The organism is Arthrobacter sp. LAPM80 (assembly GCF_046736435.1).
Taxonomy (GTDB): Bacteria; Actinomycetota; Actinomycetes; order Actinomycetales; family Micrococcaceae; genus Specibacter.
The window spans coordinates 240,713-254,273 of record NZ_JBCHVD010000003.1; the positions used below are offsets into that span (position 1 = coordinate 240,713).

Annotated in this window: 6 protein-coding genes; 1 reads left to right on the forward strand and 5 read right to left on the reverse strand. The window is 62.5% G+C overall.

Annotated features, from left to right (window positions below; translation table 11 throughout):
* Window positions 1-286: 286 nt before the first annotated feature.
* From AAGW05_RS05290 to AAGW05_RS05310, 5 genes are all read right to left on the reverse strand, one after another.
* Window positions 287-3,502: an NPCBM/NEW2 domain-containing protein gene (locus tag AAGW05_RS05290; RefSeq protein ID WP_411803430.1), complete on the reverse strand. Its 3,216-nt coding sequence runs from the start codon at window positions 3,500-3,502 to the stop codon at window positions 287-289.
* 120 nt (window positions 3,503-3,622) lie between these two features.
* Entirely contained in the window at window positions 3,623-8,575 is a 4,953-nt protein-coding gene (locus AAGW05_RS05295; RefSeq protein WP_411803431.1) for an NPCBM/NEW2 domain-containing protein, read from the reverse strand.
* A gap of 271 nt (window positions 8,576-8,846) precedes the next feature.
* Window positions 8,847-10,058, reverse strand: a complete 1,212-nt coding sequence (locus tag AAGW05_RS05300; protein ID WP_411803432.1) for an NlpC/P60 family protein — start codon at window positions 10,056-10,058, stop codon at window positions 8,847-8,849.
* A 226-nt stretch (window positions 10,059-10,284) separates the two neighbouring features.
* Complete coding sequence (locus AAGW05_RS05305) at window positions 10,285-10,935, reverse strand: response regulator (RefSeq protein ID WP_411803433.1); 651 nt, start codon at window positions 10,933-10,935, stop codon at window positions 10,285-10,287.
* Entirely contained in the window at window positions 10,928-12,220 is a 1,293-nt protein-coding gene (locus tag AAGW05_RS05310) for a sensor histidine kinase (protein WP_411803434.1), read from the reverse strand. The genes AAGW05_RS05305 and AAGW05_RS05310 overlap by 8 nt, the downstream gene beginning before the upstream one ends.
* 181 nt (window positions 12,221-12,401) lie before the next feature.
* On the opposite strand from AAGW05_RS05310, the gene AAGW05_RS05315 reads away from it, so the two are divergent.
* The gene (locus AAGW05_RS05315) at window positions 12,402-13,511 is read left to right on the forward strand and encodes an ABC transporter permease (RefSeq protein ID WP_411803435.1); all 1,110 of its coding nucleotides are present in this window, start codon (window positions 12,402-12,404) and stop codon (window positions 13,509-13,511) included.
* Window positions 13,512-13,561 lie beyond the last annotated feature (50 nt).

The following is a 13,561-nucleotide window of genomic DNA, read 5'->3' on the forward strand; positions in this document are numbered from 1 at the left end:
AAACACGGGGAGAATGACATGTTCCGGAGGGTATTGTTTGTTCCTAATAGTCCGCACCGTGGTTGTAGCCGGCGTGGTTGCGGAAATCGAGCACTTCGTGCCCCTGGTCGGTGGTTCGCCGACTCACTGTCCACCCGGATTTGCCGGACCGGCTGATCCTTGACCCTCTCGAAATAGGCCGGGACGTCGGCACCGTATGGGCCTAGAGGACACAGGGCGCCGGTCCACGGGGCAGTAATCCTGCTCCGGTAAACCGGCACCCTGTACGGCGAGTGTTTACCTCTTCTTATGTTCGACGGCGGCGGGTGATGATGACCGCGCCGGCACCTCCGAGCACAAGCAGCAGGGCAATACCAGCAGGCAGCATCACCTTGGCACCGGTGCTGGCCAAACCGTCACCGGAGTTGCTGTTGCTGCCGGCGTTGTTGGTGCTGCCGGCCGGGGTTGTCGGCTTAGGTGACGCAGTGTTCCCCGGGTTGGGTGTTTCCGTCACCGGAGGCTCAACCGTTGCCGCGGTGACCATGATCGCGGTGCGTGCGGCAACCGCGCCATCGGTCTCAAGTGTCAGATCGTGGGCACCTGCCGCAAATCCTGCAGGAATCGTTGCAGTGACCGAGAACGAACCGTCGTCGCCAGCCTTCACCGTTGCAATCTTTGCCGGCGCCGATCGGATCCACAGTTCGTAGGACGTGCCTGCGACCAGGTTCTTGCCCGTCACGGTGACCTTCGCGCCGGCGGCTGCCGAGGCAGGTGCCGAGATGGACGCAGCCGCCGGTTCCGGGGATTTAACCGGGGCCACCACAGCGTCAACCGTTGAGCTGGCAACCAGACCAGCCTTGTCCGTGGCACGGTACGCCACCGACACGCCACCGTCCCCTGCCTTGATGGGGTCGGTGTAGGCCTTCCACGTGGACCCTCCATCAGTGGAGAACTCCACCGAAGCAACACCGGAACCAGCATCAGCAGCCTTCACCGTGATGGTGCGGGCATCAGCGTCAACCGTGGCAGAAACAACAGGCACCTGCGTATCAACCTTGACAGTCGCCGTTTTGGCTTGCTCGCGATTGCCTGTGGCATCGGTGGAGCGGAAGCCCACGGTGTTTTCACCTTCGGGCAGTGCCACCGGGGCCGCGTAAGGCGCCCATTGGCCGCCGTTGAGGCGGTACTCGCTCGAGGCCACCTTGTCATTGTCGCTTGCCTTCAGCGTCAACGATGTGGCGCTGGTGTACCAGCCGGAGGCCGACGGCGTGCCAGAGAACGTTGCCGTGGTCACCGGAAGTTCGGTGTCTGCCTCGGCACAGACTATCTGCGCGTTACCCCAGTCACCGTGGGCGCCGTTGATGTTGCCACCGGCTGGCGGATCAACGTGCAGTTCCAGGGTCTTCACCCCGGACACGTCAAGGCTGGTGGTTTGGGGCGCCGTGCCTGCACCCGACGGGGTGGACGTCCAGCGCTTGACACCGTCGGTCCATACGGAGAAAACCACCGTTCCGGTGAAGGGATCCTGCATGAAAACATCGGAGCTGAAGGCACTGCAGTTTCCGGCTAGATTGTAGCTCAGGACAGATGAAGCGTGCACACCCAGCCCCTTGGCATACACCGGCTTCTTGTTCGTGGCTGGATTGGTGTAGTTCGCGGTTAGCGGCACATCTGCGTCGGACGCGGAATCCTTCACACCGGAGTCAATGCCAATGAAGCCATAACCCACCGAGGCACTGGTCCAGGCAAGGTCCGAGAGCCAGTTGGTTCCCGACGGCGGCACGGCAGGCAGCGGGTCCACTGTACTGGTGGGTGCACCGGGAACAGAGAAGATCTGGTGCAGTGGATTGTCCCCGCAGGTGTCTACTGTTGCCGTGGTTCCACCCGGGGTGCCCACACACAGCGCCGCCGAATCGCTGATCAGCTGGCCGTTCTTCTTGTAGCCGATGCTTTGGCTCTCGGCTCCCGTGCAATCCGTCAGAACGAGCTTGGATCCGCGGATCCCGCCCCCGTCAACGGTGGCGCACCGGCCCAACACCTGCAGGCTGCGGTTGGCACCGCGCACGAAGCGTTGCGCCTCGCTGCCGTTGCAGTTTTGCAGTGTCACGGCAGCACCGGGTGTGGCCGCTGCCGTAGACGCGTCAAGGCAGCGGGTCTCGTTTGGGGCCATGATCTGCCCGGAGGGGGCAGCAAAGGTGGCCCCGGACACCGGTTTCACGCGCAATAGTTCGGTGGCGTGGGCGCCCAGGGAGGCGCTGAAAGCACCCGTCGTGGTGCTCTTTTCACCGGTCCACACATTTGTCACTTCATAGCTGCCGCCGGATGCAAAACCCAGCTTGGCCGCCGTCGTGCTGACAGTGGCGGTGGCCCCCGAGCGGTTGAACAGGCTCACAGCAAAGGTGCCGTCGGCCAGGGGGCGGTACATGACCTCGGCCTTGCCGTCGCTACTGACCAGGGTGCCCTGAATACCGGCAGGGTCCTGGTCAATGGCAATCATGCCCGGATGTTTGAGGTCAGCCAAGTAGCTGTCCGGAATGGCGGTGATGTCAGTGCTCAGGATCAGTGGGGAGGCCATCATCGCCCACAGGGACAGCTGTGTCCGGCCTTCGACGGGGCTCACGCCGGCGTTGCCGCCAATGATGTAGTCGGGGTCGTTCCAATGCCCTACCGAGGCGAAGCGCTGGATCGGCTTGTTGTAGTCGTAGTTGCGCATGATGCCCGGCCAGCGGCTGGTGCTGGGGTTGGCGGGGTTGTAGACGTCGATGTCCCAGGATTCACGCCATAGCTGGCTCATGTCACCGGACCAGTCCATGACGGAATACCAGGCTGGCAATTTCGCGGGGATGGAGAAGTAGGCCGGAGCGGAGTTGGAGAGCATCATGGGACGGCCGCTGTCTTTGATGGCCTTTGCTTCCTCGAAGTAGATCCTTTTAAAGGTCTCCTCCTGGGTTTCCCCTGCCACCGAAGGAACATTGCAGCCATCCATCTTGACGTAGTCCACGCCGAAACTGGCAAACAATTTCATGTCCGCACCAAAGTGCCCGTAGCTGCCGGCGTAGTCACCGCCGGAGCACGTCACCACTCCGGAGTCCTGATACAGGCCGAATTTGAGACCCTTGGAGTGGATATAGTCCCCCAGCGCCTTCATTCCGGAGGGGAAGGTGGCTGCCCGGGTTTGTAGGTTACCGTTGGCGTCCCGGTCCTTTTGCATCCAGCAGTCATCCACCGTGACGGTGTCATAGCCGGCCTTGTCCAGACCCTTGGCCACAATGGCGTCGGCCTGGTCCCTGAAGAGCTTCTCGTTAATGTTGCACATGTAGTGCGCCCAGTTGTTGTATCCCATGGGCGGGGTGAGCGCCTTGGCCCAGTCTGCATTGGAGCCGGCTTCGGGAACTGCCACGGCGTTACTTGTTTCGGGGGCTGCCGTTGCCGGTCCCGCCATCAGGCCCAACGGCAGTGCCGCGGCCCCCAGAAGTGCTGTCACTGCGATCGCAGCCGCACGGTACTTTGGCTTCCATGTCATAGAATCAAGCCTTTCAATTTTTATGGTCGTGTGGGCAGAAACTAGGTGCCGGTCCATGCAGCGTAAACTGATTGCTCTGCACTAACCGGCACCTTTGTCCTGCGTTCGATCTACTGTTTCTTATGTTCGACGGCGGCGGGTGATGATGACCGCGCCGGCACCTCCGAGCACAAGCAGCAGGGCAATACCAGCAGGCAGCATCACCTTGGCACCGGTGCTGGCCAAGCCGTCACCGGAGTTGCTGTTGCTGCCGGCGTTGTTGGTGTTGCCGGCCGGGGTTGTCGGCTTAGGTGACGCAGTGTTCCCCGGGCTGGGTGTTTCCGTCACCGGAGGCTCAACCGTTGCCGCCGTGACCATGATCGCGGTGCGTGCGGCAACCGCGCCATCGGTCTCAAGTGTCAGCTCGTGGGCACCTGCCGCAAATCCTGCAGGAATCGTTGCAGTGACCGAGAACGAACCGTCGTCGCCAGCCTTCACCGTTGCAATCTTTGCCGGCGCCGAGCGGATCCACAGTTCGTAGGACGTGCCTGCGACCAGGTTCTTGCCCGTCACGGTGACCTTCGCGCCGGCGGCTGCCGAGGCAGGTGCCGAGATGGACGCAGCCGCCGGTTCCGGGGATTTAACCGGGGCCACCACAGCGTCAACCGTTGAGCTGGCAACCAGACCAGCCTTGTCCGTGGCACGGTACGCCACCGACACGCCACCGTCCCCTGCCTTGATGGGGTCGGTGTAGGCCTTCCACGTGGACCCTCCATCAGTGGAGAACTCCACCGAAGCAACACCGGAACCAGCATCAGCAGCCTTCACCGTGATGGTGCGGGCATCAGCGTCAACCGTGGCAGAAACAACAGGCACCTGCGTATCAACCTTGAATTCTGCCGTGGCCTTCTCCACTTCAACGTTGCCTGCGGCGTCGCTGGAGCGGTATTTGAAGGTGTTGACGCCCTCGGGAAGCGTGACAGCCTTGGTGTAGGCGGTCCAGGGGCCGGCGCCAATCTGGTATTCGGTCTTGGCAACGCCGACGTTATCGGTGGCGCTCAACGTGACGTTCGGCGCCGTGGTGAACCAGCCGGTGGCTGCCGGGGTGGCCGGAGCTACGGTTGCCGTGGTGACAGGGGCAACCGTGTCAGCCGGTGCGGCATTCGAGCAGGAGATCTTCGCATCGCCCCACACGCCGTGGGCGCCGCCGATGGCACCTGCGGAGATCGGGTCAACGTGAAGTTCAAGGTAGGAAACACCCTTCAGGTCAATGTTCAGTTTCTCCGGCGCAAAACCCTTGACGAGGGTGCGGCTTTGGTAGAGGACCTTTCCGTCACCGACCACGCTGAAGATGACGGTGCCCGCGAAGTCGCCCTCGAGGCCAATTTCGCTGGTGAAGCGGCTGCACTGCCCACCCACGTAGTAGCTCACGTTGGACGGCGCGTGCACGCCAAGACCCTTGTTGTACGTGGTGGTCTTCGGGTTGGCCGGATCGGTGCGGTCAACAATGGTCAGCGGAACATCGGGTGAGTTGGCGGCATCCTTGTTGACAACGTCCTTGCCGATGACGCCGTAGCCGTTGCTGGCCGATATCCATGGCAGGTCCGAGACAAACGCGTCAGCGCTGGGAGCCTCGGGCAAGGGGAAGTTCGCAACCTGCCAGTCGAACACCTTCACGGAGTCCGTCTTGGGCATGGTCACCGAGGCCAGTGTCTTGGCCGGCAACAGGCGCAACGTGCCGGAATAGATCTGGTAGCCGTAGTCCTTGTACTCCGGGTTTGCCGCGTTGGACTGGCTGTTGCGCCCCAACGACTTGATAGCAACCTTTGCACCTTGGGTGTTGCCCTGCGGCAACCAGTTCGGGAAGTAGGTGGATTGCTTCTGGACGGTGCCATCCGTGTAGGTGATGGTGAATTCCGGCGAGGCGCCCGAACCGCTGTTGGAGGACCCCAAAATCGCCAGGTCGGTGCCCTTGCCGGAGAGGGCAATGGTCTGCCCGTTCAGGACGACGGCGTTGTTTTTATCTGCTCCAACGGCAGGCCACGTGTAGTTGACCTCGGTGGGCAGGCCGGCATCCACGGTGACGGTGGAACCGGGGGTGACGCCGCCGGCGGGGATCGGGGCCGTCTTCAGCTGTTCAATGCTGAAGGATGCGTTGCCGCCATCGAAGTTGCCCAGCTTCTGGCCAAATGAGCCGTTGGCAGTGGTGACCGAAATATTGTTGAACGCCCCGGCGAGTGAGCCGTAAGCGACGTACATTTGGTTCGCGCCGGAAACTTCCCGGCTGGCGCCCTTGGCGTCCTTGTAGCTCGCCTTGGCGCCGACAGTTTGCTGACCGGCGGCGGAGTTCGCCCCGGGCAACAGATCAAACGTTGCCTGAACGGTGGCGCCCGGTGCAACCGAGGCCACAGTGGCACCCTTGGAGTTACTAATGGTCCAGCCCTGGGGAACAACGGGGCTGATGACAACATCGGTCTTGGCACTGCTGCCGGTGTTCGTGAACATCGCTGAAGCTGACGTCGTGTGGCCTTGGAAGACCTTATCTTCTAAGGTGACGGCAACTTGTGCAGCCAACGCATCGGAGTCAGTGCCGCCGACGGCCGATGATGCCTTCAGCGTTACCGTTGCGGAAGCCGCAGAGGCAACGTTGCCGGCCTTGACGTGGACTGTGCCACCGGCGTCAGCAGCGTCGTAATACCAGCCTGTGAGGGCAGCCTTGAACGCGGCAGCGTCGGCCACCTTGGTCAGCGCGGTGGCGCCTACCGTCACGGCCGAGGGCTGTGAGCCGCTGTGGACTTCCAACGTGTACGGGCGGCTTGCAGCCTTGCCGGTGTAGTCGCCGTCGCGCTTGCCGATCGTTACTGCGACGTCGCCGCCATTCTTGGCCGGGGCGGTGACCTTGAACTCCTGCTTGCTGGACTTGCCCATCTTGTATTCGCGGGTGACCTTATCGTCCTCATTCAAGGTGAAGGAGGAGTCGCCTGTGGGGTAAACATCAACCGTGAGGGCGGAGTTTTCCGGCACGAGCGAAGCGTTGCGCGCAATGAGGCCCTTGGGCACCACGGCACCGGCACGGACGAACATGGGAAGCGTTTCCAACGGTGCCTTGTAGCCGTTCAGAACCTGGCCACCCTGGTAGAGGGTGCCGGTCCAGTAATCCACCCACTGGCTGCCGGAGGGTAGAACAATTCCGCTCCGCACATCGCTGGCGGTGGAAACGGGTGCCACCAGGTAGCTCCCGCCCACCATGAACTGGGTTTCGGCTTCCTTGGTGTAGGACAGCGGATCGTTGGGGAATTCCAACGGCATGCTGCGCATCATACCAACGCCGGTGGTGTGGGCATCAACGGACAAGGAATAGATGTACGGCATCAGTTCCTGGCGCATCTGCAGGTACTTGCGGTTGATTTCCGTGGCGGCATCGCCATAGAGCCACGGGCGCTTGTCCACGGCGGCCCAGCCGCTCATTGAATACAGTTCCGGCGCAAAAGCCTTCCACTGCAGGTCCCGGACGTAGCTTTCAGTGCTGCCGCCGAAGATCCCATCAACGTCGGAAGTGGTGAAAGCCTGGCCCGAGTTCGTCGCGCCGGCCAGTGCGGAGGCTCCCCAGCGTGCCTGGTCCAGGTTGCCTGAGTGGTCTCCTGTCCACTGCACACCACAACGCTGCGCACCGGCCCAGCCCTCAACCATCAAGGTATTGGCACGGCCGCTGGAGTATTCCTCGATGCCGCCCTTGGCACTCTCACAGCCCGTCAACGCCAGGCGGTAGCCCTCGCCGACCCAGGCCACGTCAAGCTTGCGCATGGCAATGCCATCGGTGCCGACTTCGGCTTCCTGCTTGGTCAGCGAACGTTGGGTCCACAAACCGGTTTTGAGGTCGGCTTCGGCCTTGATGGCCTTGACAGTGTTACCCAGGCCCTTGTCGGTGCTGTTCGCGTCGTAGGGTGCGTTCTTGTCGAAACCAGCCGCGTCCGGGGTGTACTCACAGCCATAGCCGTCATTGACGATCATCCAGCCCGCGGGCATGTCGTTGGCCTTGAATTGCTTTGCGGTTTTCACCGCGTCAAAGGTGACCTGTTTTGGTGCAGTCGGGTTGTTGAAGCCCGAGGAAGAGTACGTGGGGTTGGAGCGGTTGTAGCAATCGGCGTCGCCGTACTCCAGTCCGTACACGGGAGGAAGGTTGGGGCGGCCGGTCAGCTTGGTGTAACCGTCCAGGCTCTGCTTATAGTCCCCGACGAAGTAATACGCGTCAAAACGCTTTTCCCTGTGCGTGGTGGTTTCATCGTTGGTAAACGTGTACGAGCCAGGCGCGTAAGTGTTCCGCATGACGCCGTAGCCGGCACTGGTCATGTAATAGGGAACGGCGTTGGGGTGGCCTCCGTCATCCCAAACGTAGTTGTTGGAGATGTTGATGGTGGAGCCTGTGTGGACCACACGGCCGTTCTGCATGCCACCACCGAGGAACTGCTCTCCTGCCAGTGGTTTCAGGTGCTGAGTTGTCGTGTCGGTGCCGAAGCTGAGGGCGGAGGATTCCTGCCACACGACTGAACCGTCCGCACGCTTGAGTGTGAAAGCGCCCGTGGTCTTGTTGGCCTCAAGCTTGACCTTGGCGGTGGCCATGGTGATGACTCCCCCAGCATCACTGACGGTCACGGTGCCGGACTTGAAATCGCCCTGGCCCACCACGATGTTCGCAGAGCGCTGCGCATCCGCCGGTGACGCCGGGGTGTTGGCCGGATCGGCAAAGGTACCTGTCGGGGTGGCTTCCAGACGGAAGTTGCCGTCATCGAGGAAGGTCACACGAATTGCGCCGGTTGCGGGGGTCAAGGTCACCACGTTGCCAACCGTTGTGGCCTTAGTGATGGCGCCCAGGGTGGCGCCATTGCGGTCCACAGGCACTTCCGGGGTGATGTTCGACGCCGAAATGGGCGTGCCGGGGGCAGCCAGGGCTGCCTGTGACAGGGCCAGAGCAGGCAGTGTTCCTACCGCAAGCAGTCCAGCCAGCGCCGCGGCTGTCGCTCGCTTACCCAGCACCCGCCGCCCCGGTGACTTTGCCGGCATCTTTGCCGGATTCTTCTCGTGGAGCAATGACATTCGAGCTCGCTTTCAAGCTAGGGCGATGATTGATGATGCAAAACTCAGCCAAACACGCATTAGCATGCACTTGGGAATGTGACGCAGGTCAAGCATAAACTATTTGTGATGCATAACACCGGCATATGTGACTCGATTGGGACTTATTTGAAGCAGTCCAAAACATGCCATGAGCGGCATGTATGGAAAGGAAAACGCACGGTCAGGCCCACAAAAAAGGCCCGTCCTCCGTCACAAGTGATCGGGGGCAGGGCCTATTTTGTTCGGGTGGCTACGGAGTGGGCACTCCACTCCCGGGGACCTGGGTTTCGCCCGGCGGTGAGCTGAACGTGGCAGCCATGGAACTTGACGGCAGTCCTGTCGTTGCAGCAGGCTGCGTGGTTCCAGGGTCGGTCGATGCAGCAGACTGCGTGGTTCCGGGGTTGGTCGTTGCAGCAGGCTGCGGGGTTTCCGGAGAGGTTGTGACAGGCTGCGTGGTCGCCGGAGACGTTGCGGGCGGTGTCTCGGGAAGGGGTGCGTGAGGGGTTAGGCTAGGCGTGGTAGCCGGAGGCGGGGTCCCGGGCCCCGTTGTGCCGGGCTTGGTGCCGGGAGGCGTAGTGCCGGGAGGGGTAGTGCCGGGCTTCTGGCTCGTGCTCGGCCTTGCCGGCGGGCTCGTGGCGGCCTTCGTGCTTTCGGTCGACTTGGTGGCGTCCTTTTCTTCCTGCGTCTTCTTTGCTGCGTCCGATTTGGCCCTGTCATCGGCTGCAGCAAATGCCGGCATTGTGAAGTAGGTCGATGAGCTGCTTGTGGCTGCAGGGGTATGCAAAATGGTGCCCACCGAGGGGTTCAGTGCACTGATCATCTTGCCGCCGCCAATATAGATTCCGATGTGCGACCAGTGGTTCGGGCCGTCGGGATTCTGCACCACGATGTCCCCCGGCTGGGGATTGTTGGTTTCCACCATGGGCAGCCACTGCTCGGTGCGGGGCAGGCCAACTCCCGCCTGGCCATAGGTCCACTGGACAAATCCGGAGCAGTCCCAGCCGTTTTCAAAGCTGGTGCCACCCCAGACGTAACTGTGGCCAAGTCCCTGATAGGCGGCGGTCAGGATATCCTTGCGGACCTGGGAGATCAGCTCCGCGGAAATTTCCGGGATATCCCCGCGCATGGAGTTGACGGTTCCACCCAGGTGCGGCGTGTTGCCGTTGGGGTCGGTCAGGTCGAAGACCTTATTTGCGGCAGGCTTCTTGGCGAGGATCAGGGTGTTCGCGAAGGAAACCTTCATTCCCAGGCCCTGGTCTGCAAAGGCATGAAAGCCGATGGGTTCGGCTTCCTCCACACTGCTAGCAGTGCGCAGTGCGGTCCGGGAGGGGAGACCGGCGGCGGCATCGGCCGAGGCATTGCCTACGTACCCGGCCCCAACAAATCCACCAGAGGCCAGAAGCGTGCAGACAACTGCCATGCTTAGCTGGAAATGCCGTGACTTGCCTTGCGAAATTGCCACTCGGGGATCCTCCTGCTTCCTTGCACGCGACAAGCACGAGCCTACGCCGCTTTGCCAATTTTGGGCGGCGTTTCCAAAAAAGAACACACCATTTCAGATTCGAAAGGCGCTACACTCCACCCGCCGAAAATGTTATCGATATCACAGTGTAGGGGATGAAGCTCGGGAGTGCACCAACATGACGTGTGGATTTTTGGCGGCAGGGCGCACACAGTGTGCGGCGAAATTACCCCGCACTGCGGATGATCCTGCGGGCGACGGCAACAGATATGGCCGCCGTCCTGTTGTCAACGCCCAACTTGTCATAAATGTGCACCAGGTGGGTTTTCACCGTGGCCTCGGAGATGAACAGCTGCTTGGCAATCGCCTTGTTGGCCATGCCTGTGGACAACAGCTCCAGCAGTTCCACTTCGCGCGCGGACAACACCGGCGCGGGATTGCGAATCCGGCCCATGAGCCTGGCGGCAACCTCGGGGGCGAGCGCCGTCTGCCCCGCCGCGGCCGACTGCACGGCACCGCGAATCTGCTCCGGCGGCGCATCCTTGAGCATGTAGCCGCTGGCCCCCGCCTCGACTGCGGCCAAAATGTCGGCGTCCGTGTCATAGGTTGTCAGGATCAGCACGGGCGGCGCGTCGGGCAGCGCCTTGATGGCCTTGGTGGCGCTCACGCCGTCCATACCGTCGCCCATTTGCAGGTCCATCAGCACCACGTCGACGGGTTCGCCCAGCGTTTGCAGGCGCTGCACCTCCTTGATGGCCGCCCCACCCTCCGGCGCCTCGGCCACCACCGTGAATCCCTCAAACTCGGTGAGCATGGCCCGCAATCCGGCACGCACCACGGGGTGGTCATCCACTAGCAAAATTCGGATCTCACTCATTCTCATCACCCTGAACAGCACTCGAAACCGCATCCAGCGGCAGCCGGACGGCCACCACCGTTCCCTCCCCCGGAGCCGACTCAATCGTGAGCGTACCGCCCTGAGCCACCACCCGCTCCCGCATTGACCGCAGCCCGAAGCCGCTTCCGTCCGCCCGGCCGCCCACGGTGTCGGCGAGGTTGTCGGGCTCAAAGCCGCGCCCGTCGTCGTACACATCAAGGGTCACCTCGCTGCCAAGGAACGCCAGACTGACGACGGCGGCACCGGCCTGCGCGTGCAGCCAGACATTGGCGAGGCTCGCCTGGGCGGCGCGCAGCAGGGTCACCTTGTACGGCTGAGGTAGGTCTATCGGCTCGCCGTCGAGCCTGAAGCTGCACTTCAGCGAGCTCCCCCGTGCTGTGGCCTCGCGCTGGGTCTTGCTGCACAGCCGGGACAGGATCTCCACGAGGGAGGTCTCGGCCAGGGCCGGGGAGGAAAGCCCGCGCACAAAGTTCCGGGCCTCGGCAAGGTTTTCGGCTGCAGTGGCCTGAACCATTGAAAGGCTCTCCCCCGTTGACTCCACGTCCCCGGATTCGAGGCTGCGCAGTGCCGCACGCGACACCAGGATGATGGATGAAAAGCCCTGGGCCAGGGTGTCGTGGATTTCGCGGGCCAGGCGTGCACGCTCGGCCAGGACACCGGCCTCGTGCTGCGTGGCGGCAAGTTCGGCACGGGTTCGGCGGAGTTCTTCGGCAGCCTGGCGCTGGTATTCGCCCTCCTGGTACAGCAGCAGGTAGGCCTTGGACGTGGCAACGGCAAAGGCCGCACCAAAGACCGGACCAATGATGACGGGCAGCTGCGGAAAAGTCGTACCGGATGAATTCCACTGCGCCAGCACCACGGCAACGGTCATGAGCGCGGTGGTCGTCAGTCCGGCCCAGCGCGGCAAAAGGTGCAGGTGCAGGAAGAACAAGGGGAAGACGAGCCAGGAGAATTCCACCGAGCCACACATCAGGACAGCCCACATGAGTGTGATGATGCTCAGCCAGAGAATGGCGAAGCGTCGCGGGTTGCGCTGCAGGACGCCCGCCGAGAAGCGCTTCTCAGCCACCGTGCCCACTAGATAGGTCACCGCGAGCAGAAGGGAAAGCGCCAGGAACCAGTACCGCCCGGCATATTCGGCCGGGCCCGTGATGAGGCGGATGATGCCCACGGCCAGCAGCACGGCAAAGCCGACATGCAAGGAGACGCGCAGAAAGCGCAGGATCGTGCCACTTGTGACAGGTGGGGCTTCCACGGCAGACATTCCACAAGCTTAGGCGCTGGAGCGGCCCGGGCGTATCAACCAATTGGTTGACCGGCAGGTCAACCCCCTGCCTCGGCGGGATCAACCAACCCCACGATTGCACAGCGGCCCCTGCGAGGGAGAGTGGAAGTAAGAAAAGAAACCTCCCGGAAGTCCTTCCGGCCCACGAAAGAAGCCGCACATGTTCCTCGCGATCCGAGACATCCGCTTTGCCAAAGGACGGTTCGCCCTCATGGGTTCCGTAGTGGCGCTCATCAGCCTGCTGCTTGTCATGTTGTCGGGCCTGACTGCGGGCCTGGGCAACCAAAACACCTCGGCCCTGCAAAAGCTTGGTGGCGACACCCCCGTGAGCCAGATCGTTTTCGGCGCGCCAGGCAAGAACGACGCCAAGGTCTCCTTCACCGAAAGTGAAGTCACACAGGCGCAGACCGACGCATGGGCCACCACGCCCGGCGTGGCCTCAGCGGTTCCCCTGGGCATCAACCAGACCCGCTTCCAGGCCAAGGGCGCCAGCCAGGGCACCACGAACGTTGCCGTGTTTGGCGTCGGCGGGAAGGGCGCCGATGCCGGGATCGCGCCGTCGTCCGTCACCGACGAGACAGTTGTCATCGGTCAGGACGTGGCGAAGGACCTTTCACTGGAAGTGGGCAGCACCGTCACCCTTGGCGGCCTTGACCTGAAGGTCAGCGCCGTCGTCCCCGAGCAGTGGTACTCGCACTCATCGGTCGTGTGGACCACGCTGCCGGTGTGGACAAAAATTGCGCACCTGAGCGATCCAGGGCAGCTGGCCACGGTTGTGGCAGTGACGTACGACGCTGGCGCAACCCTTGACACCGCGGCCGCCAACGCCGCAGCGGGCACAGTCAGCACCACACGCACAGGGTCCTTTGCCGGCCTGGGCGGCTACAAGAGCGAAAACGGCTCACTGATGATGATGCAGGCATTCCTGTACGGCATCTCGGCCCTGGTGATCGTGGCGTTCCTGACAGTCTGGACAGTCCAGCGCACCCGTGACATCGCCGTCCTGAAGGCCATGGGCGCATCGGGCAACTATCTCCTGAAGGACGCCCTGACCCAGGCGGCGATCGTGCTGCTGGCAGGAGCCGGGCTCGGCGGGATCATCGGCATCGTCGGTGGAATCTTCGCAGCACAGGCAGCCCCCTTCCTGCTCACGGCCGCCACAACCATCCTGCCCATAGTCGGCATCGTGGTTCTCGGCCTGGCGGGATCGGCGGTGGCGGTCCGCAAGGTCACCCGCGTCGACGCCATGATCGCCCTCGGCGGCAACTGACCCCCGTCTCCTCCCCACTGCTATCCTCTTCCATATTGTTAAGGAACCTG

Coding starts and splice junctions, on each gene's coding strand:
- AAGW05_RS05315 (WP_411803435.1), top strand. CDS start 12,402: ATGTTCCTCGCGATCCGAGACATCCGCTTTGCCAAAGGACGGTTCGCC.
- AAGW05_RS05305 (WP_411803433.1), bottom strand. CDS start 10,935: ATGAGTGAGATCCGAATTTTGCTAGTGGATGACCACCCCGTGGTGCGT.
- AAGW05_RS05310 (WP_411803434.1), bottom strand. CDS start 12,220: ATGTCTGCCGTGGAAGCCCCACCTGTCACAAGTGGCACGATCCTGCGC.
- AAGW05_RS05290 (WP_411803430.1), bottom strand. CDS start 3,502: ATGACATGGAAGCCAAAGTACCGTGCGGCTGCGATCGCAGTGACAGCA.
- AAGW05_RS05295 (WP_411803431.1), bottom strand. CDS start 8,575: ATGTCATTGCTCCACGAGAAGAATCCGGCAAAGATGCCGGCAAAGTCA.